Source organism: Duganella sp. SG902 (genome assembly GCF_013376005.1).
GTDB lineage: Bacteria > Pseudomonadota > Gammaproteobacteria > Burkholderiales > Burkholderiaceae_D > Rugamonas.
In genome coordinates this window covers 520317-545931 of sequence record NZ_JABMJK010000002.1, presented here as the reverse complement: position 1 = coordinate 545931, position 25615 = coordinate 520317, and the positions used below count along the sequence as shown (strand labels likewise).

19 protein-coding genes are annotated in these 25615 nt (G+C 64.1%); 12 read left to right on the top strand and 7 right to left on the bottom strand.

The window, feature by feature from the left end; genetic code table 11:
* Positions 1–38: 38 nt before the first annotated feature.
* The 3 genes from FHW83_RS05925 (at position 39) to glp (ending at position 6254) form a co-directional block, all read left to right on the top strand.
* Positions 39–3122 carry an Rne/Rng family ribonuclease gene (locus tag FHW83_RS05925; protein ID WP_176645418.1) on the top strand — a complete coding sequence of 1028 codons (3084 nt, stop codon included), beginning with the start codon at positions 39–41 and terminating at the stop codon, positions 3120–3122.
* A gap of 106 nt (positions 3123–3228) precedes the next feature.
* Positions 3229–4338 (top strand): GTP 3',8-cyclase MoaA, encoded by a 1110-nt coding sequence (gene moaA, locus FHW83_RS05920; RefSeq protein WP_176645417.1) that lies wholly within the window; start codon positions 3229–3231, stop codon positions 4336–4338.
* 2 nt (positions 4339–4340) lie between these two features.
* A complete protein-coding gene (gene glp / locus FHW83_RS05915; protein WP_176645416.1) occupies positions 4341–6254 on the top strand; it encodes a gephyrin-like molybdotransferase Glp in 1914 nt (637 codons plus the stop codon).
* Here the strand turns inward: glp and FHW83_RS05910 are convergent.
* The 5 genes from FHW83_RS05910 to cqsA form a co-directional block, all read right to left on the bottom strand.
* Positions 6229–7356, bottom strand: a complete 1128-nt coding sequence (locus FHW83_RS05910; RefSeq protein ID WP_176645415.1) for an MFS transporter — start codon at positions 7354–7356, stop codon at positions 6229–6231. The genes glp and FHW83_RS05910 overlap by 26 nt on opposite strands.
* A 4-nt stretch (positions 7357–7360) precedes the next feature.
* Complete coding sequence (locus FHW83_RS05905) at positions 7361–8140, bottom strand: DeoR/GlpR family DNA-binding transcription regulator (RefSeq protein WP_176645414.1); 780 nt, start codon at positions 8138–8140, stop codon at positions 7361–7363.
* Positions 8141–8222: 82 nt separating this feature from the next.
* Positions 8223–9497 (bottom strand): DNA recombination protein RmuC, encoded by a 1275-nt coding sequence (locus FHW83_RS05900; RefSeq protein WP_176645413.1) that lies wholly within the window; start codon positions 9495–9497, stop codon positions 8223–8225.
* Between the two features lie 4 nt (positions 9498–9501).
* Positions 9502–9894, bottom strand: a complete 393-nt coding sequence (locus FHW83_RS05895; RefSeq protein WP_072781468.1) for a group II truncated hemoglobin — start codon at positions 9892–9894, stop codon at positions 9502–9504.
* Between the two features lie 15 nt (positions 9895–9909).
* Positions 9910–11142: an alpha-hydroxyketone-type quorum-sensing autoinducer synthase gene (gene cqsA / locus FHW83_RS05890; RefSeq protein ID WP_176645412.1), complete on the bottom strand. Its 1233-nt coding sequence runs from the start codon at positions 11140–11142 to the stop codon at positions 9910–9912.
* Between the two features lie 174 nt (positions 11143–11316).
* Between cqsA and FHW83_RS05885 the strand changes: the two genes are divergently transcribed.
* Positions 11317–12582 carry a HAMP domain-containing sensor histidine kinase gene (locus tag FHW83_RS05885; protein ID WP_176645586.1) on the top strand — a complete coding sequence of 422 codons (1266 nt, stop codon included), beginning with the start codon at positions 11317–11319 and terminating at the stop codon, positions 12580–12582.
* A 3-nt stretch (positions 12583–12585) separates the two neighbouring features.
* Complete coding sequence (locus FHW83_RS05880; protein WP_176645411.1) at positions 12586–13593, top strand: response regulator; 1008 nt, start codon at positions 12586–12588, stop codon at positions 13591–13593.
* A 35-nt stretch (positions 13594–13628) separates the two neighbouring features.
* Here FHW83_RS05880 and FHW83_RS05875 read toward each other — a convergent pair whose 3' ends face one another.
* On the bottom strand, positions 13629–16163 hold the full coding sequence (locus tag FHW83_RS05875; protein ID WP_176645410.1) for an ABC transporter permease: 2535 nt from the start codon (positions 16161–16163) through the stop codon (positions 13629–13631).
* On the bottom strand, positions 16164–17171 hold the full coding sequence (locus FHW83_RS05870; RefSeq protein ID WP_176645409.1) for an adenosine deaminase: 1008 nt from the start codon (positions 17169–17171) through the stop codon (positions 16164–16166).
* Between the two features lie 443 nt (positions 17172–17614).
* Between FHW83_RS05870 and FHW83_RS05865 the strand changes: the two genes are divergently transcribed.
* The 7 genes from FHW83_RS05865 (at position 17615) to FHW83_RS05835 (ending at position 25570) form a co-directional block, all read left to right on the top strand.
* On the top strand, positions 17615–19537 hold the full coding sequence (locus FHW83_RS05865) for a PrkA family serine protein kinase (RefSeq protein WP_176645408.1): 1923 nt from the start codon (positions 17615–17617) through the stop codon (positions 19535–19537).
* A 119-nt stretch (positions 19538–19656) separates the two neighbouring features.
* The gene (locus FHW83_RS05860; protein ID WP_176645407.1) at positions 19657–20925 is read left to right on the top strand and encodes a YeaH/YhbH family protein; all 1269 of its coding nucleotides are present in this window, start codon (positions 19657–19659) and stop codon (positions 20923–20925) included.
* Positions 20922–22463, top strand: a complete 1542-nt coding sequence (locus FHW83_RS05855) for a SpoVR family protein (RefSeq protein ID WP_176645406.1) — start codon at positions 20922–20924, stop codon at positions 22461–22463. The genes FHW83_RS05860 and FHW83_RS05855 overlap by 4 nt, the downstream gene beginning before the upstream one ends.
* 517 nt (positions 22464–22980) lie before the next feature.
* On the top strand, positions 22981–23643 hold the full coding sequence (locus tag FHW83_RS05850; RefSeq protein WP_176645405.1) for an energy transducer TonB: 663 nt from the start codon (positions 22981–22983) through the stop codon (positions 23641–23643).
* A gap of 84 nt (positions 23644–23727) precedes the next feature.
* Entirely contained in the window at positions 23728–24639 is a 912-nt protein-coding gene (locus FHW83_RS05845; RefSeq protein ID WP_218106122.1) for a MotA/TolQ/ExbB proton channel family protein, read from the top strand.
* Positions 24640–24645: 6 nt separating this feature from the next.
* Entirely contained in the window at positions 24646–25074 is a 429-nt protein-coding gene (locus FHW83_RS05840) for a biopolymer transporter ExbD (RefSeq protein WP_176645404.1), read from the top strand.
* 64 nt (positions 25075–25138) lie between these two features.
* Complete coding sequence (locus FHW83_RS05835) at positions 25139–25570, top strand: biopolymer transporter ExbD (protein ID WP_218106120.1); 432 nt, start codon at positions 25139–25141, stop codon at positions 25568–25570.
* Positions 25571–25615 lie beyond the last annotated feature (45 nt).

Here is a 25615-nt window from a genome sequence, read left to right as displayed (position 1 = left end):
GCGGCATACATGGCCCAAGGGTCGCGGAGTTAATAAAAATGAAACGCATGTTGTTTAACGCTACGCAGCAAGAAGAGCTGCGCGTAGCCATTGTCGACGGTCAGAAATTGATCGATATCGACATCGAAACCGCCGGACGCGAACAGCGCAAGTCCAACATCTACAAAGGCGTGATCACCCGCATCGAACCATCGCTGGAAGCCTGCTTCGTCAGCTATGGCGAGGATCGCCACGGTTTCCTGCCGTTCAAGGAAGTTGCGCGCACTTACTTCAAGGAAGGGGTGGATGTCCGCAACGCCTCCGTCAAGGAAGCGCTGCGCGAAGGCCAGGAAATCATGGTGCAGGTGGAGAAGGAAGAGCGCGGCAACAAAGGCGCCGCCCTGACCTCCTTCGTCTCGCTGGCCGGCCGCTACCTGGTGCTGATGCCGAACAACCCGCGTGGCGGCGGTGTCTCGCGCCGGGTCGAGGGCGAGGAGCGCCAGGAACTGCGCGAAACCATGGACAAGCTGGACCTGCCGCCGGGCATGTCGGTGATTGCCCGCACCGCCGGCATCGGCCGCAGCGTCGAAGAGCTGCAGTGGGACTTGAACTACCTGATGCAACTGTGGCGCGCGATCGAGGGCGCCGGCAAGTCGGCCTCCGGCGCATTCCTGATCTACCAGGAGTCGTCGCTGGTGATCCGCGCGATTCGCGACTACTTCCAGCCCGATATCGGCGAGATCCTGATCGATACCGACGACATCTACGAGCAGGCCCACCAGTTCATGAGCCACGTGATGCCCGACATGGTGCACCGTGTCAAACGCTACAGCGACGACGTGCCGCTGTTCTCGCGTTTCCAGATTGAACACCAGATTGAAACCGCGTACTCGCGCACCGTGCCGCTGCCATCGGGCGGCGCCATCGTGATCGACCACACCGAAGCGCTGGTGTCGGTCGACGTCAACTCGGCCCGCGCCACCCGCGGCTCCGACATCGAAACCACCGCGTTCCACACCAACTGCGAGGCCGCCGAGGAGGTGGCCCGCCAGCTGCGCCTGCGCGACCTGGGCGGCCTGATCGTGATCGACTTCATCGACATGGAAGTGGCCAAGAACCAGCGCGAAGTGGAACAGCGCCTGAAGGACGCCCTGCACCACGACCGCGCGCGCGTCCAGATGGGCAAGATTTCGCGCTTCGGCCTGATGGAACTGTCGCGCCAGCGCCTGCGTCCGTCGCTGTCGGAAGGCTCGCACGTGACCTGCCCGCGCTGCTCGGGCACCGGCCACATCCGCGACACCGAATCGTCGGCCCTGCAAGTCCTGCGCATCATCCAGGAAGAGGCGATGAAGGAAAACTCGGCCACCATCCACGTGCAGGTGCCGGTGGACGTGGCGGCCTTCCTGCTGAACGAGAAGCGCGGCGAGGTGCTGAAGATCGAGACCCGCCACCGCATCACCATCATCCTGGTGCCGAACAAGCACCTGGAAACCCCGCACTACAAGCTGGAACGCATCAAGCACGACGATCCGCGCCTGGAAGACAGCCAGGCCAGCTACTCGCTGGTCGAGCAGGCCGAAACCGACATGGCCTACAGCAAGCGCCAGAAGGAAGAAGCCAAGCCGCGCCAGGAAGCCATGGTCAAGACCATCACCCCCGAGCAGCCTGCGCCGATGGTCGACCGCAAGCCGACCGAAACCGTCATCAAGCCGGCCCCGGCGCCAGCGCCGGCGCCGGCCGAGCAAGGCTTCTTCGCCAAGCTGATCGGCTTCTTCACCGGCAAGCCGGCCGCGCCGGTCCTGCCGCAGCAGCCGACCATCGTGGTCAAGGCGCCAGCCGGCGGCGAGCGCGGCGACCGCAACGCCCGTGGTCCGCGCGGCCGTAACCGCAACGGCAAAGGCGGCCGCGGCGAGCGTGAGGAAAAAGAACCAGGCGCAGCCAAGGAAGAAGGCAAGGCGGCGGACGCCAACGGCCGTCCGCCACGCCAGCCGCGTCCGCCGCGTGAGGCCCGCGAGCCGCGCGAACAGGCAGTGGAAGGCCAGGCGCGCGAGCGTGCTGAACGCCCTGAGCGCGCCGAGCGTCCGGAACGTGCCGAGCGCGCCGAGCGCGGTGAGCGTCCGCCACGCCAGCCACGCGCCGACAAGGCGCCAGTGGAAGCCAAGGCCGAGGAATTGGCATTGAACGCAGCGGCGCCAACGACCGGTCCAGTGGTCGATGCCACCGCCAACATCCTGAAAGCGGCGCCGAGCGCCGGTCCCGAGGGTGAGGAAAACGACGTGGTGGCGGAAGGCGACGAGCCACGCCGCCGCCGCCGCCGTGGCGGCCGCAACCGCAACCGCCGTGAACGCGAAGGCGTGGAAGGTCAGGAAGGCGTCGCCGGCGAGAACGGCGAACAGGCTGAACTGAGCTTCTCGCCAGTCGCTGAAGCCGCCGAGGCCGCCGCTGCGTCCGCGGTCGCAACCGCGGCCATCGCGCCGGCCGCGACCGAAGCGCCAGCCGCTGAAGTCGCCGCAGCGCCGGTGGCAGCGCCTGTCCCGTTGGCAACCGCGCCGGCACCAGCCGCCGAGCCTGTGGCGGCCGAGGCGCCAGCGCCCGTAGCCGCTCCAGCAGTGGAAGCAGCACCAGCCGCAACCGAAGCGCCAGTGGCGGAAGCCGTCCCGGCCGCCGCGCCGGTAGCGGACGCGGCACCGGCCGCACCAGTGGTCGAAGCCGCGCCAGCAACTCCCGTGGCCGCACCAGTGGCCGCAGCGCCGCTGGCCGTGGAACCGGTGGTCGCCGCCGCTGCGGAAGCCCCTGCCCCGGCAGTGGAAACGCCAGCCGTGGTGGCGGAAGTGGCCGCGTCCGTGGCTGCCGAGCCTGTGCCAGCCGCACCGCTGGCCGCGGAACCGGTAGCTCCGGTCGCGGCAGCGCCGGCACCCGCACCGGTCGCCTCCGCGCCAGCGCCAGCGCCATCGGCGCCGATCGACCTGCAAGCCGTGCTGAGCTCGGCCGGCCTGACCCTGGCCGCGACCGACCCGGCCAAGCTGCGCGCCGCCCAGGAAGCCGCCGCACAGGTCGTGCCACCGGTGCGCGTGCCACGCGAACGCAAGCCGCTGCCACCGCAGGTTGACGAGCCGTTGATCCAGGTCGACACCCGCCGTTAAGCCGCGCCAGCCGCAAGCTGAAAAAGGGAAGCCTCGTGCTTCCCTTTTTTTATCATGCTATCGTAGCTGTCTGAGTCATTAGCAAGTGCATTTCATAAACAGCAATATGGCAGAAAAAATTATCATGATGGCCGAGCAGCGCGGCGCCGCGCCGGTCGTCCCCGCCGTCCTGGAGACGCCCACCGGCCTGCTGAGCGACCGCCTGGCGCGGCCTTTGCACGACCTGCGCATCTCGGTCACCGACCGCTGCAACTTCCGCTGCGTGTACTGCATGCCGAAAGCGGTGTTCAACAACGACTACCAATACCTGCCGCACACCGCGCTGCTGTCGTTCGAGGAAATCACCCGCATCGCCCAGTTGTTCATCGCCCACGGCGTGGAGAAAATCCGCCTGACCGGCGGCGAGCCGCTGCTGCGCAAGAACATCGAAAAGCTGATCGCCATGCTGGCCGAGCTGAAAACCGCCAGCGGCAAGCCGCTCGACCTGACGCTGACCACCAACGCCTCCCTGCTGGCGCGCAAGGCGCAATCGCTGAAGGACGCCGGCCTGCGCCGCGTGACGGTCTCGCTGGACGCGCTCGACAACACGGTGTTCCAGCGCATGAACGATGTCGACTTCGCCGTCGACGACGTGCTGAAGGGCATAGACGTGGCCAACCAGGTCGGCCTCGGCCCGATCAAGATCAACATGGTGGTCAAGGGCGGCATGAACGACCAGGAGATCGTGCCGATGGCGCGCCATTTCCGCGGCAGCCCGTACATCCTGCGCTTCATCGAATACATGGACGTGGGCGCCTCCAACGGCTGGAAGATGGACGAGGTGATTCCGTCGGCCGAGGTGATCCGCCGCATCAGCGCCGAGATGCCGCTGGAACCGGTGGCCGCCAATTACACCGGCGAGACGGCCGCGCGCTGGCGCTACGCCGACGGCAGCGGCGAAGTGGGCGTGATCTCGTCGGTATCGCAGGCCTTCTGCGCCGACTGCACTCGCGCGCGCCTCTCGACAGAGGGTAAACTGTACACCTGTCTGTTCGCCACCAGCGGCCACGATCTGCGCGCCCTGCTGCGCGAAGGCCGCAGCGACGCCGAGATCAGCACCGCGCTGGCGCACCTGTGGCGCGCGCGCGGCGACCGCTACTCGGAACTGCGCACCAGCCAGACCGAGGTACTGCGCCGCGGTGCCAATAAAGTGGAAATGTCTTACATCGGGGGATAGTTTTGTCTTTGAAGAGCAAGGTCACCGGGCTGATACTGGCGGGCGGACGCGGCACGCGCATGGGCCGCGTGGACAAGGGCTTGCAGCCGTTTCGCGGCGCCACGCTGGTGGCGCACGTGCTGGACCGCCTGGCGCCGCAGGTGGCCAGCGTGGCGATCAACGCCACCCGCAACCTGCCCCAGTATCAGGCGCTGGCCGGCGCGTCGCCGGTGCTGCCGGATTACCTCGATGGCTTCGCCGGGCCGCTGGCCGGCCTGCAGATCGGCTTGCAGTTCTGCCCGACCGAATTGCTGCTGACGGCGCCGTGCGACTCGCCATTCTTCCCGCTGGATCTGGCGCGGCGGCTGCACGCGGCGATGACGGAGCAAGACGCCGACATGGCGATGGCCGTCACCATGGAGCGCGACGAGCATGGCGCCCCATACCGCCAGCCGCACCCCGTCTTCAGCCTGATCAAGGCCAGCACCCTGCCGCAACTGGACGCCTACCTCGACACCGGCGCGCGCCGCATGGAAGGCTTCTTCAACACGCTGAAAGTGGCCGAGGTGCTGTTCGACGACAGCGCGGCCTTCAGCAACATCAACACGCTGGAAGAACTCCAGCACCACGAACGGAACGCGCCCGCGCAGCCGCCGGCCGCCCTCCCCGCCGCCGACGCTGGCGCCGCCCCGCGCGACGGCGATCCGCCGGCGTTGCCGGTGGCCGAGGCGCAGCGCCTGATCCGCGAGCGCATCGTGCCGGTGGACGCCACCGAAACGCTGCCCCTGCTGGCCGCCCTCGACCGCGTGCTGGCCGCTGACATCATCTCACCGATCGACGTCCCCGCCCATGACAACTCGGCCATGGATGGCTACGCGCTGCGCGGCGCCGACCTGCCGGGCGAGGGGACGGCCACGTTCAAGACCATCGGCGTCGCCTACGCCGGCCATCCGTTCGCGCAGGCGCCGCAGGCCAACGAATGCGTGCGCATCATGACCGGCGCCAGCATCCCGCCCGGCTGCGACACCGTACTGCCGCAGGAACTGGCCACCGCGATTGACGGCGATACCGTCACCATTGCCGCCCACGCCATCCGCGCCGGCGCCAACCTGCGCCGCGCCGGCGAAGACCTGCAAGCCGGCGGCGTCGCCATCCCAGCCGGCAAACGCCTGCGCCCCGCCGACATGGGCCTGATCGCCTCGCTCGGCATCGGCCAGGTCGGCGTCAGGCGCAGACTCAAGGTCGCCTTCTTCTCCACCGGCGACGAACTGCGCTCGCTGGGCGACAAGCTCGATGAGGGCTGCGTCTACGACAGCAACCGCTACACCCTGTTCGGCATGCTCACGCGCCTCGGCTGCGACGTGATCGACATGGGCGTCGTCAAGGACGACCCGCAAGCGCTGGAAGCCGCCCTGCGCGGCGCCGCGCGGCAGGCCGACGCCATCATCACCTCCGGCGGCGTCTCCGAAGGCGCGGCCGACTACACGCGCGACATCATGGCCGTGCTGGGCGACGTCGCCTTCTGGAAGCTGGCCATGCGCCCCGGCCGGCCGCTGGCCTTCGGCAAAATCCAGGCCGGGCAAGACAGCGCCTGGCTATTCGGCCTGCCGGGCAATCCGGTCGCGGTGATGGTGTCGTTCTACATGTTCGCCCGCCCCGCCCTGCTGCGCATGATGGGCGGCGAAAGCGCGCTGCAAACCGTTCAGGCCCGCGCCGCCGAAGCGATACGCAAGCGCCCCGGCCGCACCGAATACCAGCGCGGCATCCTCAGCACCGGCAGCGACGGCGTGCCGCAGGTACGCCTGACCGGCGCCCAGGGCTCCGGCATCCTGCGCTCCATGAGCGAGGCAAACTGCATCGTCGTGCTGCATCACGACCAGGCCAACGTCGCCGCCGGCGAAATGGTGGAGCTTATGCTGTTCGACGGGCTTGTGTAGCCACCAGCAGCATGCCGCACGCCAGCGCCGCGAAGGCCCACTGCAGGCCGACCGCGTGCGCCACGAAGCCGATCAGGCCGGGACCGGCCAGGATGCCGGCGTAGCCGATGGTGGAAATCGCGCTCACCGCCAGGCTGGCCGGCATGTCCTTTTGGCTGCCGGCTGCCGTGAACAGCACCGGCACGATGTTGGAAGCGCCAAAGCCGATCAGCAAAAAGCCCGCCAGCGCCAGCCACGCCGACGGCGCCAGCACCACGATAAAGAAGCCCGCCGCCGCTGCCAGGCCGCCCAGCAGCAGGATGCGGCGGCCGCCCCAGCGCTGCACGATCTTGTCGCCGTTCAGGCGGCCGATGGTCATCGCCACCGCGAACGCCGCGTAACCAAGGCCGCCCTGCGCGCTGCTCATGCCGCTGTTGGTCAGCATCACCGCGCTCCAGTCGAGCACCGCGCCTTCCGCCAGGAACACGAACATGCACAGCAAGCCGATCAAGATCACCGCGCCGCGCGGCACCACCAGCAAAGGCGCATCACGTTCCGCCGCCGGCGCTTCGCGCAACAGGTTCGGCGCGGCGCCCAGCAACACCAGCGCCACCGCAACCGTCATGACCACCGATGCGCCGACGATGTCCATGCCCAGCCACAGCATCGCGCTCATGGCGCCCGCGCCAACGATGCCGCCCACGCTGAACATGCCGTGGAAGCCGGACATCAGCGCGCCGCCATAGTCCTTCTCCACGATCACCGCCTGCACATTCATCGACACATCCAGCGTGCCGATGGTGGCGCCGAACAGGAACAAGGTCAACGCCAGCAAGGGCGCGCTCGGCGCGATCGCCTGGAATGGAAACACCACAGCACAACCAAGACCGGACCACATGATTACGCGGCGGCAGCCGAAGCGCGCGGCCAGCACGCCGGTCACCGGCATCGCGAGCAGCGAGCCGATGCCAAGGCACAGCAGCAGCAAGCCCAGTTGCGCGGCCTCCACGCCTGTGCGTACCTTCGCGAAAGGCACCAGCGGCGCCCACGCGGACATGGCCATGCCGGCCGCCAGAAAAGCTAAACGCGTCGACACGCGCTGTTTCAATCCGTAGTTGTTCATAAGTTTATGCGTCGGCGCGCAGCAGGCGGGTGCCGGCGGCGGCGTAAGCCTCCACCACTTCCGCGCTGGTTGCGGCTTCGACGATCAAATGGGTTAATTGGGAAATCGGCAGTACGCTGTACGACGCCACAGCACCGATCTTGCTGGCAGTGGCAACGACCGCGGTGGCCTTGCTTTGCGCCGCCAGACGACGCTTGAATTCCGCCTCTTCGTAATCGACCGCGGTGACGCCGGCCTGCACGTCGACGCCGCAAGCGCCGATGAAATACAGGTCGGGACGCACCAGCTCCAGCTCGCGCAGCGCGGTCGCGCCCACGCTGCCGCCCAGGCTCTGCTTGACGCGGCCGCCGATCATGATCAGGTCCACATGCGGCTTGTCGAGCAGCCGCGCCGCGATCGATGGCGCGTTGGACAGCACCGTCACCGGAACGACCGGCAGCGCCTCAGCGATCGCCAGGTTGCTGCTGCCGGCATCGAGGAAAATGGTGCCACCGGGCGTCACCAACTTCGCGGCCACGGCAGCCAGGCGCGATTTGTCGTCCTGCTGGCGCTCCATGCGCTGCACCAGCGTGCCGCCTTCAGGCCCCGGCGCCACGCGCACGGCGCCGCCATACACCTTCTGGCACAAGCCTGCGGCGGCCAGGTCGCGCAGGTCGCGGCGGATGGTGTCCTCGGTCACGTTCAATTCGCGCGCCAATGCGGTGGCCAGCACACGGCCTTCGTTGTTCAGTTGCTTAAGTATTAATGCGTGCCGCTCGGGCAGCAGGAGGGATTCGGTTTTCATGCACGCATTGTACACAAATACGGATAAACGCGCACAAACACGCAAAACTACGGAGCAACCAGATGCGCCCCCGCCACGCACCTTATTCGTTATCGAGCTCGCCTTTGTCCGATTCAGCGCCCATCAGCAACTGCGCCTGCTCGCTCGGCAGGGCTTCCACGGTTTTCAGCTTGCGCGCCATGGCGCGGCTGCGCGTCTCGGCCGATTCGATATTCTTGGCGGCGCGCTCCAACGTCAGCTTGGTCGCCGCCAGCACGTCGCCGAACTTGGCGAATTCCGTCTTCACCGCGCCCAGCACCTGCCACACCTCCGACGAGCGCTTCTCCAGCGCCAGCGTGCGGAAGCCCATTTGCAGGCTGTTGAGCAGCGCGGTCAGCGTGGACGGGCCGGCGATGCTGATGCGGTTCACCCGCTGCAGCTCATCGGCCAGGCCGGGACGGCGCATCACTTCCGCATACAGCCCTTCGGTCGGCAGGAACAGGATGGCAAAGTCGGTGGTGTGCGGCGGCGAGACGTACTTCTCGGAGATGGTCTTGGCCTCGACCCGCACCGCGCGTTCCAGCTCGCGGCCGGCCAGCGCCACGCCGTCGGCATCGGCGCTGTCGGCCGCTTCCAGCAGGCGTTCGTACTGCTCCTTCGGGAACTTGGCGTCGATCGGCATCCATACCGGCGCGCCGCCTTCCGTCTGGCCCGGCAGCTTGAGCGCGAACTCCACGCGCGCGCCAGTGCCGGCGATGGTCTCGACGTTCTTCGCATACTGGTCCGGCGTCAGCACCTGCTCCAGCAGCATCTCCAGTTGCACCTCGCCCCAGGTGCCGCGTGTCTTCACATTGGTCAGGACGCGCTTCAGATCGCCCACGCCCAGCGCCAGCTGCTGCATCTCGCCCAAGCCCTGGTGCACGCGCTCCAGCCGCTCGGACACCTGCTGGAACGAGGCGTTGAGCCGCGACTCCAGCGTGGCGTGCAGTTTCTCGTCCACCGTCTTGCGCATCTCTTCAAGGCGGGCGCCATTGTCGTTCTGCAGATCCTTGATCTTGGTCTCCAACATCACGCGCACCTCCAGCATGCGCTGGTTCATGGTGTCGGCGAACAGCTTGAGATTGCGGGTCTGCTCGTGGCGGCTGCTGACGCCCTGCTCCTCCAGTTGGCGGCGCATGGCTTCAAACTGCTGCACGTTGGCGGCGTTGCTGGTCTGCGCGGTGGTTTGCAGCTGCATGCGCACCTCGCGCTCGACGCGTTCGATGCGTTCGGCCAGATCGCCGGCCGCGCCGCCCTTGGCCCGCAGCAGCGCGAGCACCTGCAGCACGATAATCGCGGCCAGCGCCGCCAGCAGGACGAAAAACTCGATCGAGGTCATGGCATCAATCCGGCTTGTTGCGCATCCAGTCGGCGGTCTGGAAGAAGGAATTCATCAGGCGCACGCGCAGTTCGGTGTCGATGCCGACGTCTTCCATCGCCCACGCCATGCAGCGCAGCCATTGGTCGCGTTCCTGCGTGCCGATGGCGAACGGCATGTGACGCATGCGCAGGCGCGGATGGCCGTGCGCCTGCTGGTACAGGTCCGGGCCGCCCATCCAGCCGCTGAGGAACATGAACAAGCGCTGGTTGGCGTTCTCCAGCGAGGGGCCGTGCACGGAGCGCAGCAGTTGGAACTCGGGTTCGAGCTCCATCAAATCATAAAAGCGATCGACCATCGCACGGATGGTCGATTCGCCACCAATTACTTCATAGAGGGTGCGGGATTCTTCAGTCATACCCGCCATGATAGCCTATACCAAGGCCAGCTTGCGCAGGCGGCGCGTGGACGACCAGCTCTCCAGATCGGCCTGCGCGCGGATCTCGTCGCAGGCGCGGACGATGTGCGCCAGCTGCGCGCCGTCAAGGCCCGAATTGAGCGTCAGCCGCACCAGCGAACGGTTTTTCGGCGTGGCCGGCGCGCAGAACATGGCGCCGTACACACCGTGCCGCTCCAGCAGTTTGCGCAGGGCCAGCGTCTTCGGTTCCGGCCCCGGCTCCAGCGCAATGATTTGCTCGCTGCCGTCGCCGACGTTGTAACCCAGCGCGCTCAACTCCGCGCGCAGCATGCGGGTGTGCGCACGCAGCGCGGCGCGACGCCCGTCGGCGGCGGCGATGAAGTCGATGGCGGCGTCGAACCATGCCAGCTCGTGCCCCAGCAGGCAGGAACTGAAAATCGCAGGGCGCGACTCGGACAGGAAGTAGCCCTTGAAACGGCTGGAGCAGGTGATGAATCCAGCCCGCCCGGCGAACGCCTTGGCCAGCGAGGCCGTTCGGAAGTGCACCCGCTCGTTCAAGCCGAGCGCCGCCACCATGCCGGCGCCGCGCGGGCCGTGCGTGCCCAGCGAGTGCGACTCGTCGACAATCAGCATGCAGCCGCCGCGCTCCGCGATCTCCACCAGTTCCGCCAGCGGCGCGACGCTGCCATTGGTGCTGTACAGCGCATCCACCACGATCAGGCCACGCCCATGGCGCTGCAACTGCTTTTGCAAATGCTCCATGTCGTTGTGCAAAAACGAGACCGGCAAGGCGCCGGCCGACTGCACGCCTTCCCACAACGAGGCGTGCGCCTGCATGTCGAGGTAGACCGGTATGCCCGGCGCGGCCAGCGTCTGCACCAGCCCGACGTTGGCGGCCCAGCCGGATTGCGCCAGGATGCCGTCCTCCGCGTCCATGAAGCGCGCCAGCTTGCGCTCCAGCCGGTGCTGCGGGCTGCCCTCCTGCAGGTAGACGGCGGACATCAGCAACTCCCCATGGCTGTTGCGCAGGGCGGCCACCTGCGCCGCGACCAGCGCCGGCTCGCCGGCCAGGCACAGGTAATCGTTACCTGCTAAAAACACCGCGCCCGCCGGCGTCGGCTGCCAGGCGTGCGGGTGCTCGCCGCCCAGCAGTTGTTCGATGCGGGTGACATAGTGCGCATCCATGCGGCGGGTGACGAAATCCGGCAGCGCGGCAGGAATGTGATGGTGGGCAATAGCGTGGGTCATGGCGCATCTCCATTTGGTTTTGGACAAAACAAATTGTTTTTTTGTGAACTACAGACGCCACCATGCGGCTAAAAAAACTCACGGAGATTGATGCGGATCAATATCCGTTTTGATATTGCTGAATCCGTTGCAAATCCCGGCGATGATGGCAACTTGACAAAAATCAAAGCCACCATGAGCCCTCCCCTGCACGAACGCTGGAAACGCTGGCAGCACGGACTGTTGCAGTCGCTGCTGCAGTATCACGGCCGCGAAGACCACGCGACCGTGCGCGTTCTGCTGCTGGCGTGCATCGGCACGGTGGGCATGCCGTTGTACTACGTGATCTGGCAGCACTTTTTCCCGCAGCAGTACGAGTCGCTGCCGCTGCGCATGCTGGGCATCCTGCTGTGCACCATCGGCCTGTTCGCGCGCCAGTTCAGCCGGGCGATGCTGAACCTGTACCTGCTGGTCACGCTCAGCTACATCTTCCCGTTCTTCTTCACGCTGATGTTCCTGATGAACCACGCGTCCGGCGTGTGGGGCGAATCGCTGCTGATCGGTTTGGTGGTGCTGTTCCACTTCGACACCGGGCTGGCCTTGCGCGCCTACCTGATCGGCACCCTGCTGGCGTGCGCGGTGGCGGCCGCGCTGGGCGAAGGCGACACCCTGCTGAGCCGCCAGGTGCTGCAGCAGGTGCCGATCCACTGGTTCACCATCGCCGTGCTGTCGGCGGCCAAGATCAGCCGCCACGTGCTGGCGCAGGAAAAGCTGGCCGGCATGGGCGCCGGCCTGGCCACCGTGGCGCACGAGCTGCGCACGCCCCTCACCAGCGTCGACGCCAACGTGCGCGGCCTGCTGCGCATGCTGTCCGACGCCCAGGTGCAGAGCAAGGAGGACCGCCTCACCATCATGGACGCGCTGGCCCGCATCCAGTTCGAGGTGCGCCACATGAACCACATGATCGACCTGTTCCTGCTGAGCGCCACGGCGGTGCGGCAGAACCTGAATCCGGTGGAGACGGTATCGATGGAGTCGGTGGTGGAGGAGGTGCTCAAGCGCTATCCCTTCGCCACGCAGAAGCAGCAAAAGATGGTGCGCCTGGAGCTGCGCCACAACTTCCATTTCGCCGGCCAGAGCGAGCTGGCGGTGGTGGTGCTGCTCAACCTGATGCGCAACGCGCTGCGCGCCGTGCAGCGCGCCGGCAAGGGCCGTGTGCGCATCATCATCGACGGCGCGCACCAGCCGCCGCGCCTGCTGTTCATCGACACCGGCTGCGGCATCGCCGCGCAGAACATGTCCTTGATCTTCCGCCGTTTTTATTCGCACCCGCCGCACAACGGCGCCGGCATCGGGCTGGCGCTGTGCCAGGAAATCATGGAAGCCTGGCGTGCCCACATCCGCTGCGTCTCGCGCGAGAGCGCCTACGCCATCTTCATCCTGGAATTCCCCGCGAGGTGAATCATGCATCTACCCGTCTACGCCCATCCCACGCTGACCGTGCTGGTCGACGACAGCGACTCGTTCCTGCGCAGCCTGTCGTTCCAGCTCGATCCCATGCTGGCCAATAAAACCTTCCACGACACCACCGAGGCGCTGCACTGGCTGCGCAACAGCGCGCCCGACAGCGGGGTGCCGCTGCACGTCAACTTCGACATGCAGAACCTGCCGGCCGACCAGTGCAACGTGGCGCTGGACCTGGAGCGCGTCTACCGCATCGCCGAGCAGCGGCAACGCTTCGCCACGCCGTCGGTGCTGGTGGTGGATTACTCGATGCCGCAGATGAACGGGCTGGAATTCTGCGCGGCGGTGGCGCACCTGCCGTGCAAGAAGATCCTGTTCACCGGCGCCGCCGACGAGAAGATCGCCGTCAGCGCCTTCAACCGCGGGCTGATCGACCGCTACATCAAGAAGAGCGACGACCATGCGCTGGACATCCTGGAGATGGAGGTGGCGGCGCTGCAGGACCGTTATTTCGACCACCGCTCCGACACCCTGCGCGAGATGGTGGCCCTGCACGACTACCGCTTCCTGACTGATCCGGCGCTGGCGGAGGTGGTGCGGGAACTCAAGCGCACGCTGGGCTTCGTCGAGCATTACATCTTCCCGAATCCGACCGGCATCCTGTTCCTCGACCAGCATGGCAAGGCCACGCTGATGGTGATCGAAACGGAGCAGAGCATGTATGCCCAGTACGAGATCGCCCGCGACAGCGACGCCCCGCGCTCGCTGCTGCACGCGCTGCTGGAGCGGCGTGTGCTGACCTTCTTCAGCGATCCGTTCGGCGACGGCATGTACCACAGCGGCATGGCCGAGAACTGGCACCGCTACTGCGCCGCGCCGCGCGTCTGCCAGGGCAAGGAGACCTATTACTGGGCGCTGTTCGACCTGCCGCCGCACTACTTCGATCAGCGGCCGCACACCTACGCGCAGTTCGTGCGGGAGCTGCAGCCCGAAGCGGTAGCCGCCTAACCCGCCGTCATTCCCGCCTGCGCGGGAATGACAGGTCAGGCTTCGCGCAGCGTTTGCAGCGGCGGCTGGCGCAGCACGTTGCGCAGCCCCAGCCAGCCGCCGGCAATGGCGCACAAGGCCCCGGCCACCAGTCCCACCACCCACACCATCGGGCTGAAGCTCCAGGCGAACTTGAACTGATAAGTCGCCAGCGCCCAGCCCATGGCCGCCGCGCCGCTGGCCGCCAGCACACCGGACAAGGCGCCCACCAGCGTAAACTCGATCAGCTGCGCCTGCGACAGCTGCCTGCGGGTCGCCCCCAGCGCGCGCAGCAGGCCGGCTTCGCGGGTGCGCTCATCCTGCGATCCCATCAGCGCCGCATACAGCACCAGCACACCCGACGCCAGCGTAAAGATGAACAGGAACTCCACCGCCGTAATCACCTGATCCAGCACCGCCTGCACCTGCCGCAGGATGCCGCCGACATCGACGATGGTCAGGTTGGGGAAGTCGCGCGTCAACGCATTCATCACCGCGCCCTGCCCTTGCGGCAGGTGGAAAGCCGTGATCCAGCTCTGCGACACCTCCGTCATCGCCGCCGGATTGATGATGGCGAAGAAGTTCACCCGCATCGAGCCCCAATCGAGCTTGCGGATGCTGGTGATGGTCACGTCCACCGGCGAGCCGGCGATCTCGAAGCGCAGCTTGTCGCCCAGCTTCCAGTTGAGCGTCTTGGCGATGCCCTGCTCCACCGACACCTCCGGGAAGCCCGGCTTGTCCTCGAACCACTTGCCTTCGACGATCTTGTTCTCCGCCTGCATTTGCGCCATGGTGGACAGATTGAATTCGCGGTCCGCCAGGCCGCGCGCACGGTCCTCGGTGTAGGTCTCGGCGGTGACCGGCTTGCCGTTCACCTGCGTCAGGCGGCCGCGTATCATCGGATACTGCGGCGCATACACCACGCCGGCCGCCTTCAGGCGTTGCGCAATCTCTTGCCGCTGCTCCGGCTGGATGTTGATGATGAAGCGGTTCGGCGCATCGGCCGGGGTGGCGTTGCGCCACGCGGTCATCAGGTCGCCGCGCACCACGGTCAGCACCAGCAGCGCCATCATGCCCAGCGCCAGCGAAACGATCTGCACGATGGTGGCGCCCGGACGGCGCTGCAGCGAGGTGATCGCGAAACGCCAGCTTTGATGGTCGATCGCGCCGCGCAGGGAGCGCAGCGACTTCAACCCCAGCCAGCCCACCAGGCCAAACAGCGCGAACGCGCCGAAGAAGCCCAGCGCCGTGTACAGCGCCATCTTCGGATCGCCGGCCTGCCACAGCAGCAGCGCCACAAAGCCGGCCATGCCGAAGCCATAGGTGGCCAGCGCGCCTACTTGCGGCGGGTCCTGCTCGCGGCGGATCACACGGTTGTGCGGCACCTTGCGCAATTGCAGGATGGGCGGCAGCGCGAACGCGGCCAGCAGCAGGATGCCGATCGCCAACCCCTGCAGCGCCGGGTAAATGGTCGGCGCCGGCAGTTCGCTGGAGACCAGCGCGCCCAGCACTTCCAGCAGCACATAGTGGCCGGCGAAACCGACCACCACCCCGGCCGCGCTGCCCAGCAGTCCGACCAGCAGGAATTCAATCAGATACATCACCGTGACCTGATTCTGCGTCAGGCCCAGGCAGCGCAGCATGGCGCAGGCGTCCAGGTGGCGCTGCATGAAGCGGCGCGCGGCCATCGCCACCGCCACGGCGGCCAGCATGGCCGACAGCAGGCCGACCAGCGACAGGAAGCGGTCGGCGCGTTCCAGCGTGGTTTGCATTTCAGGGCGGCCGTCGAGCGATTCCACGCGCACGCCCTTGATGTTGTTGTCCTTGATTTGCGCCTCCACCCACTGCTGATACGCCTTGGCCACCGCCGCGCCATTTTTCAGCGATGGCGGCGCCCCCACCAGCAGGCGGTAATTGACGCGCGAGCCGGGCTGGATCAGGTTGGTGGCCTCCAGGTCTTCCAGCGCGAACATCACGCGCGGCGCGAAGGCGAGGAAGTTGGCGCCGCGATCCGGCTCGGCGGCGATCAGCCGCGCGATGGTGAAACTCTTGTCGCCCAGCTTGAGCTGGTCGCCCACCCTGGTTTTCAGGCTGCCCAGCAGGCCCGGCTCCACCCACACGGTGCCGGCGGCGGGCGCGCCGTCGGCCGGGGTGCCGATGCTTTGCTCCGCCTGGGCGGCGTCGGTGGTGGTCTTGACCTTGCCGCGCAGCGGGTAGCCGGGGCCGACCGCCTTCAGCGCCGCCAGCATGGAGGAGGATTGCTCGCCCTCGCCCGCCTGCGCCATGCTGGGGAAGGTGATGGCGTCGGTCACCACCAGCCCGCGCGCCTGCGCGGCGGCGCGCCACTCGGCCCGCACCGGCAAGTCGGCGCTGACGGCGACGTCGGCGCCCAGCAGCTGGTGGGCGTCGCGATCGAGCCCGCTGCGCAGGCGGTCGATGAAGAAGCCGGTGGCCGACAGCGCGGCCACGGCCACCGTCAGCGCGATCAGCAGAAAGCGCAGTTGGCCGGCGCGCCAGTCGCGCGCCGTCATTTTCAGGGCGAGTTTGAACATTTAGACCTTGGCAAAGAATGCGTCGACTTCATCCAGATACTTCTGCTTTTCCGCCGCCGGCAGGAAGGCGGCGACAAAACCGTTGCGCGCCAGGCGCTGCGCGTGCGACAGGCCCAGCGGCAGCGCTTCGAAGGTGGCGATGAAGTTGTCGTTCATGTAGCCGCCGAAGTAGGCCGGGTCGTCCGAATTGACGGTGGCCAGGATGCCGGCGTCCAGCAGCTGCAGCAGATTGTGCTGTTCCATCCGGTCGAACACGCACAGCTTGACGTTGGACAGCGGGCACACCGTCAGCGCCATCTGTTCCCTGGCCAGGCGAGCGGTCAGTGCCGGGTCTTCCAGGCAGCGCACGCCGTGGTCGATGCGCTCCACCTTCAGCGTGTCGAGCGCGGTGTAGATGTAGGCCGGCGGCCCCTCCTCGCCGGCGTGCGCCACCAGGTGCAGGCCAAGCTCGCGGCAACGCGCGAACACGCGGGCGAACTTCTCGGGCGGGTTGCCGACCTCGGACGAATCGAGGCCGACGCCGATGAATTTGTCGCGGTACGGCAGCGCCGCCTCCAGCGTGGCGATCGCGTCCTCTTCCGGCAGGTGGCGCAGGAAGCACAGGATCAGCGTGGCGCTGACCGGGCTGTCCTGGCAGGCGCGGTGGATGCCGTCGATCACCACCTTGATGTCCACGCCGCGCGCGGTGTGCGTCTGCGGATCGAAGAAGATTTCCGTGTGGCGCACGTTGTCGGCCTCGGCGCGCTTGAGGTAGGCGGCCGTCATGTCGTAGAAATCCTGTTCCTTGAGCAGCACGCTGGCGCCGGCGTAGTAGATGTCCAGGAAAGATTGCAGGTCGGTGAAGGCGTACGCCGCGCGCAGCTCCTCCACCGAACCGTAGGCCAGCTTGACGCCGTTGCGTTCGGCCAGCGCGAAGATCAGCTCTGGCTCCAGCGAACCTTCGATGTGGATGTGCAGTTCGGCTTTGGGCATCTGCCGCAAAACACGGCGCAATTGTTCGTTCAACATTTTATTTTTTTCCTGTTGGCTGGGTTACTGAATCGGTTCATCTTATCGCATGCGGCGGTAGCGTGTCTGCACATCTTTCAAAGGCATGTTACTGTGGTGGCAAAGGATGAAAAAAGACGCTGAAAACGTCGTGATTAATTCGATATTTCGCTTTCAAATCATGCGGTTACAAAAGGGTATTAACGATATTACGACATACCTTTTGACTTCCTGCACCAATAGCGCAATAATCAATTTCATAGACGTAAGAAGCGTTACGACCAACACATAAAAGCCGCCATCCGGCCATAAAGTCAGCTCATCGGCGCGGGCAATCCGCGTCACTTAAAGGAAGCTGGCCACAAGAAAAATAAGATAGAAAGGAATTATACGAACCAGAGCCAGGGCAGGCGAACTGCCGGTGACTCGTGACAAGCAGGTTTCCATCATTAAAGGACATTCAAATGACCATTTTTGACAACTACGCCGCACGATACGAACGCACTAAAGAAGAAGAGATGTCCATGAAGGAGTATCTCGAACTGTGCAAGAAAGACCGGCTGACCTATGCCAGCGCCGCCGAACGCATGCTGGCCGCCATTGGCGAACCGACCCTGGTCGACACGCGCAATGACACCCGGCTCTCGCGTATCTTCGCGAACAAGGTCATCAAGATTTATCCCGCGTTCCGCGAGTTCTACGGCACCGAGGAAGTGATCGAGCAGGTCGTGTCCTACTTCCGTCACGCCGCCCAGGGCCTGGAAGAACGCAAGCAAATCCTTTATTTGCTGGGTCCGGTGGGCGGCGGCAAATCGTCGATCGCGGAAAAGCTGAAGTCCCTGATGGAACATGTGCCCTTCTATTGCCTGAAGGGTTCGCCGGTGAACGAGTCGCCGCTGGGCCTGTTCAACGAGGAGGAGGACGGCGCCATCCTCGAGGAAGACTTCGGCATCCCGCGCCGCTACCTGCGCAACATTCCCTCGCCGTGGGCGGTCAAGCGCCTGCACGAATTCAATGGCGACATCAACCAGTTCCGCGTGGTCAAGCGCTATCCCTCGGTGCTGAAACAGGTGGCCATCTCCAAGACCGAGCCGGGCGACGAGAACAACCAGGACATCTCCTCGCTGGTCGGCAAGGTCGACATCCGCAAGCTGGAGGATTATTCGCAGGACGATCCGGACGCCTACAGCTACTCGGGCGGCCTGTGCCTGGCCAACCAGGGCCTGATGGAATTCGTCGAGATGTTCAAGGCGCCGATCAAGGTGCTGCACCCGCTGCTGACCGCCACCCAGGAAGGCAACTACAAGGGCACGGAAGGCTTCGGCGCGATCCCGTTTGATGGCATCGTGTTGGCGCACTCGAACGAATCGGAATGGAAGTCGTTCAAGAACAACCGCAACAACGAGGCCTTCCTCGACCGTATCTACATCGTCAAAGTGCCGTACTGCCTGCGCGTGACCGATGAGATCAAGATCTACGACAAGCTGCTGTTCAACTCCTCGCTGTCGGCCGCGCCGTGCGCGCCGGGCACGCTGCGCATGATGGCGCAGTTCGCCATCCTGTCGCGCCTGAAGGATCCGGAAAACTCCAGCATCTTCAGCAAGATGCTGGTGTACGACGGTGAAAACCTCAAGGACACCGATCCCAAGGCCAAGTCCATCCACGAGTATGTGGATTACGCCGGCGTCGACGAGGGCATGAACGGGCTGTCGACGCGCTTCGCGTTCAAGATCCTGTCCAAGGTCTTCAACTTCGACAACACCGAGGTGGCGGCCAATCCGGTGCACCTGCTGTACGTGCTGGAGCAGCAGGTCGAGCGCGAGCAGTTCCCGCCCGAGCTGGAACAGAAGTACTTCTCCTATATCAAGGAGCACCTGGCGCAGCGCTACGTCGAGTTCATCGGCAAGGAGATCCAGACCGCCTACCTGGAATCGTATTCCGAGTACGGCCAGAACATCTTCGACCGCTACGTGACCTTTGCCGACTTCTGGATCCAGGATCAGGAATACCGCGATCCGGACACCGGCGAAAGCTTCGACCGCGAGTCGCTGAACAACGAGCTGGAAAAAATCGAGAAGCCGGCCGGCATCTCGAATCCGAAGGACTTCCGCAACGAGATCGTCAACTTCGGCCTGCGCGCGCGCGCCAACAATGGCGGCAAGAATCCCGCGTGGACCAGTTATGAGAAGTTCCGCACCGTGATCGAGAAGAAGATGTTCTCCAATACGGAGGAACTGCTGCCGGTGATCTCGTTCAACGCCAAGGCCAGCGCGGAGGACGCCAACAAGCACGCCGACTTTGTCGCGCGCATGGTGGAGAAAGGCTACACGGCCAAGCAGGTGCGCCTGCTGTGCGAATGGTATCTGCGTGTGAGGAAGTCGTCGTAGCATGAATCGTCATTCCGGCGCAGGCCGGAATCCATAGAACGCGTGATTGCATACTCAGTATGGATTCCGGCTTTCGCCGGAATGACGTGACGAGCGGGGCAATTAGCAGGAGGCATCTTTTGACTTACCTCATCGACCGACGTTTGCAAGGCAAGAACAAGTCCGCCGTCAACCGCGAACGCTTCTTGCGGCGTTACAAGGCCCAGATCAAGGACGCGGTGGGCCGCGCCATCAAGGGCCGTTCCATCACCGACGTTGAAAACGGCGAAAAGGTCTCCATCCCGGTCAAGGATGTGAGCGAACCCTCTTTTGGCCACGCCCATGGCGGCGTGTGGGAAGTGGTCAACCCCGGCAACCAGGAATACCTCAAGGGCGACCAGATCAACCGGCCCAAGGGCGGCGGCGGCTCCGGCCGCGGCAAGGCCGGCAACAGCGACCAGACCACCGAGGACGACTTCATCTTCGAACTGTCGCGCGAAGAGTTCATGAACTACTTCTTCGAGGACCTGGAATTGCCGCACATGGTCAAGACCCAGCTGACCGCCACCACCGATTTCAAGAACCAGCGCGCCGGCTACAACATGTCCGGCACGCCGTCCAACATCCACGTGCTGCGCTCGCTGCGCGGCGCGCTGGGCCGCCGCATCGCGGTCGGCGGCAACTCGCGCAAGCGCGTCATCGAGGCCGAGCGCGAGCTCGAGGAACTGCTGCTCGAGGGCGTGCCGCTGCAGGACGCCCGCGTGGTCGAGCTGAAAAAGCTGATCCACCACCTGCACACGCGCCTGCTGGCCATCCCCTTCATCGACCCGTTCGACCTGCGCTACACCAACCGCGTCAAGGTGCCCAAGCCGATGACGCAGGCGGTGATGTTCTGCATCATGGACGTGTCCGGCTCCATGGACGAAACCCGCAAGGACACCGCCAAGCGCTTCTTCATCCTGCTGTACCTGTTCCTCAAGCGCGTGTACGACAAGATCGAGGTGGTGTTCATCCGCCATCACACGGCCGCGGCCGAGGTGGACGAGGAGGAATTCTTCCACTCGCGCGAGTCGGGCGGCACGGTGGTGTCGTCGGCGCTGCACCTGCTGGACAAGATCATCGACGAGCGCTACGGCGCCGGCAGCTGGAACGCCTACGTGGCCCAGGCCTCGGACGGCGACAACTGGGACAACGACTCGGTGCTGTGCCGCCAGCTGCTGGTCAACACCATCATGCCCAAGGTGCAGTACTACACCTATGTCGAGATCACCGATGGCCCGCCGCAAAACCTGTGGGAGCAGTATTCGCAGGTGCCGGACCACCACCCGCATTTCGCCATGCAAAAGATTGTGACGCCGGCCGATATCTATCCGGTCTTCCGTGAACTGTTCAAGAAGCAACCCAAATGAACGACATGACCACGCCCAAGCCGAAGCACCCGAACGCCCTGCCGGAGCAATCCGAATGGACCTTCGAGCTGATCGAGCAGATTCACCAGGAAATCCGCCGCGTGGCCGAGGGCTTCGGGCTGGACACCTACCCCAACCAGCTGGAAATCATCACCGCCGAGCAGATGATGGACGCCTACACCTCGGTCGGCATGCCGGTGTCGTACAACCACTGGTCGTTCGGCAAGCACTTCCTGACCACCGAGAAGGGCTACAAGCGCGGGCAGATGGGCCTGGCCTACGAGATCGTCATCAACTCCAATCCCTGCATCGCCTATCTGATGGAGGAGAACAGCCTGACCATGCAGGCGCTGGTGATCGCGCACGCGGCCTATGGCCATAACTCCTTCTTCAAGGGCAACTACCTGTTCCGCACCTGGACCGACGCCGACGCCATCGTCGACTACATGGTGTTCGCCAAGAATTACATCGCCGAGTGCGAGCAGCGCCACGGCATCGACGCGGTCGAGCTGCTGCTCGACTCCTGCCACGCGATCCAGAACTACGGCGTCGACCGCTACAAGCGGCCGGCCAAGCTGTCGATGGCGCAGGAGCGCGCGCGCCAGAAGGAGCGCGAAGCCTACGCGCAGTCGCAGATCAACGAACTGTGGCGCACCCTGCCGCGGCGCGAGGAGGAGGAGGCCGAGCGCGTGGTCAAGCGCTTCCCGCCCGAGCCGGAGGAGAACCTGCTGTACTTCATCGAGAAGTACGCGCCGCTGCTGGAGCCATGGCAGCGCGAGATGGTGCGCATCGTGCGCAAGATTTCCCAGTACTTCTACCCGCAGCGCCAGACCCAGGTGATGAACGAGGGCTGGGCCACGTTCTGGCACTACACCATCCTCAACCAGTTGTACGACGAGGGTGTGGTGGGCGACGGCTTCATGATGGAATTCCTCAAGAGCCACACCAACGTGGTGTACCAGCCGCCGGTCAACAGTCCCTACTACAGCGGCATCAATCCGTACGCGCTGGGCTTCGCCATGATGACCGACATCCGCCGCATCTGCGAGAACCCGACCGACGAGGACCGCGAGTGGTTCCCGGACATCGCCGGCAGCGACTGGCGCAAGACGCTCGATTTCGCCATGCGCAACTTCAAGGACGAGAGCTTCATCGCCCAGTACCTGTCGCCCAAGCTGATCCGCGAGTTCCACTTCTTCGCCGTGCTGGACGACGACAACAACGAAAAGCTCAGCGTCTCGGCCATCCACGACGACCTCGGCTACCGCTACGTGCGCCAGCAGCTGGCCGAGCAATACAACCTGGGCAACCGCGAGCCCAACATCCAGGTCTGGTCGGTCAACACCCAGGACGACCGCGCGCTGACCCTGCGCCACAGCCAGTTCCAGCGCCGCCCGCTCAACCAGCAGGCCGGCGAGGTGCTCAAGCACGTGGCGCGGCTGTGGGGCTTCGACGTGCACCTGGAAACCGTGGGGCCGGGCGGCGAGGTGGTCAGCACGCTGGAGGTGAAGCGCGAGAAGCGCGGCCGGATTGCCTGACCAACATATATATAAGGCTTTGGGCAGCCGTCCCGATAGCGGGCACGGCTCTTGCAAGGTCGATACCGGGGCCAGCGACGGCGTGCTGACCCCGGTTTTTTTTGCGGAATGCACGAGCCAAGCCGGAAGTCAACATTTTTCTACGGCTACTTGTATAGAAGCGCCCGCAAGAATTTCGCGAAAGAAACATCTGCGGCCAAATTATCAACTGTTCGTAGTAAAATTACGCTCATAAAATTCCGTTTTTGGCCTTAAGGGAAAACTAAGTAATGTCATGGTGCGCTGGCGCCCAAAAATGCGCCAAACGGTGTTGCCGTTTGAGCCAGAACGGTGCAAAGTGAGCGCTACCATATAGGAAAACCCTATGAAATTAAACCGGTTTTAGGGATGAAAATTCTATGTAAAATCAAGAATTCGTATGTATAATTCGCCGACGTCCCGGATGCGGCTGTTGTTTTGTGTCGCCATTTTGGGGTTTAAGTAGCACCAAAGAGAGTTGGTATTGGAGAAAGCAGGCATGAATTTCACGCACAACGAGAAAAGCACCGGGAAGAACTTTACAGGCATAACAATTGTCGTTTTGTTGCACTTGCTGGTCGCTTATGGGATCGTGACGGGCTTGGGAACGCGACTGGTGCATAAGATGATCGCACCAGTGGAGACCAAGATCATCGAGGAGGTGAAGCCTCCTCCACCGAAAGAGCTCCCACCACCGCCACCTCCGCCAGAGATGAAGGCTCCCCCACCGCCTTTCATCCCGCCAGTTGAGGTGAACGTGCAGCAGCCACCACCGCCGAACAACACGATCGCTAACGCGACCAACGTGAAGCCGGCCACCACCGAGATCCAGAAGGCACCGCCAGCACCACCGGCAGCGCCACCGGGTCCGGCCAAAACCGGTGTGCGCACTGCCGCTGTGGTTGACTTCAGCACTTGCGCCAAGCCGGAATGGCCGAAGTCGTCGCTGCGTAATGAGGAAACCGGCACCGTTCAGCTGTCGTTCCTGATCGCCGCCGACGGTCGCGTGGCGGATTCGAAGGTTGTGAAATCGAGTGGCTTTAGGGATCTGGATAAAGCCGCTGTCGCCGGTATCACGAAGTGCCGCTTCAAACCGGCAACCGTGGACGGCGTTCCACAAGAAGGCTGGCAGCAGATGCAATACGTCTGGACGCTGGAGTAAAACCGAGACAACTCACCGTCTCAATTAGTAATTTTCGTTGTCATTACGCCAGCGATCTGATTATTTTATCAATTTGGAGGAAGCATGTTTAAGAATACCCGTTTGTCCGCTGTACTGGCCGCTGTGCTGTTCTCGGTGACCGCAGCCACCGCCCTGGTGAGCGCCCCTGCCTTCGCGCAAGAGCAAGCCTCGGCCGCCGCTTCGGCCCCAGCAGCTGCGCCAGCAGCGGATGCGGCAGCGGCACCAGCAGCTGACGCTGCTGCTCCAGCACCAGCGGCATCGGCTCCCGCCGCCCACGGTGGCGCGGAAGAAGTGGAAAACCCATACGGCTTCAAGGCGGTGTGGGAAGCCGGTTTCGTCTCGCGCGCCACCCTGATCATCCTGTCGCTGATGTCGATGGGCTCGTGGTACATCATCATCACCAAGCTGATCGACCAGACCAAGATCTTCAAACAGTCGAAAGAAACCTCGGCCAAGTTCTGGAAAGCATCGTCGATCGCCGCTGGTTCGGCTACCCTGACCGAAGGTTCGCCATTCCGCTTCATCGCTGAAACCGGCACCAAGGCCACCGCGCACCACGACGGCGCCCTGCTGGAACAAATCGACCTGTCGACCTGGGTGACCATGTCGATCCAGCGCGCCGTGGACAAAGTGCAGTCGCGTCTGCAAGACGGCCTGTCGTTCCTGGCAACCGTGGGTTCGACCTCGCCGTTCATCGGTCTGTTCGGTACCGTTTGGGGTATTTACAATGCGCTGATCGCCATCGGCATGTCGGGTAACGCCTCGATCGACAAAGTGGCAGGTCCGGTGGGTGAGGCACTGATCATGACCGCCTTCGGTCTGTTCGTGGCAGTTCCAGCCGTTCTGGGTTACAACTGGCTGGTCCGTCGTAACAAGTCGGCCATGGAAGACGTGCGCGCTTTCTCGGCTGACGTACACTCGGTACTGATCTCGGGCGCCATGTCGACCGCAACCGGCTCCAAAAAAGTAGGCTAATTAATCATGTCCATGTCCGTAGGCTCCGATACCGGAGACGAAGATACCGTCATGTCGGAAATCAACACGACGCCCCTCGTGGACATCATGTTGGTTCTGCTGATTATCTTCCTGATCACGAGCCCGGTTGTTCTGAAGCTGATCAAGATCCAGCTGCCAGAGGAAATCAACCAGGTTATTCAGACCAAGCCGGAAGACGTCAACATCGTTGTGAGCAAGGATGGCGACATCTACTGGAATCAGAAGAAAATGCGCGACGCCAATGAGCTGTTCGATTTTCTGAAGGTGGAAGCTGTGAAGCTGCCGCAGCCGGAAGTACACGTACGTGGTGACCAAGAAACCAAGTACGAAGCTATCGGCAAGGTTATTTACACTACCCAGCGCGCTGGTATTCAGAAGGTCGGCTTCATCACCGAACCGCCTGATAAGAGCTAAGCTCACCGGCTAGTGCACCGCAGGCCTGGCGTGCCAGGTCTGCCTTCTTAAAAGGAAACAACCCATGAGTATGAATGTCGGCTCCCCATCGAGCGGTGGTTCGGATCCGGAACCAATGATGGAAATGAATATGACGCCCCTCATCGACGTGATGCTGGTGCTGATTATCATGATGATCATTACGATTCCTAAGGCCAACCACTCGGTGAACTTGAATATGCCGGTCGGCACCCCGCCGCCGCCTACCAAGGAACCAGTGGTGATCACGATTGACGTCGACTTCGACGGTACGATTCTGTGGGATAACGTGGTCGTTCCCGACCGCGGCACCCTGGAAGCGAAACTGACCGATGTCGCAGCGCAAGCTGACCAGCCGGAAGTGCATCTGCGTCCGAACAAGCTGGTTTCGTACAAAGTAGTCGCAGGCGTGATGGCTTCGGCTCAGCGTCTGGGCGTGACCAAGATTGGTCTGGTCGGTAACGAACAGTTCCAGTAATCCGTCCCATGTACAATGATAGGCAGGACCTCTTCCTGCCTATTT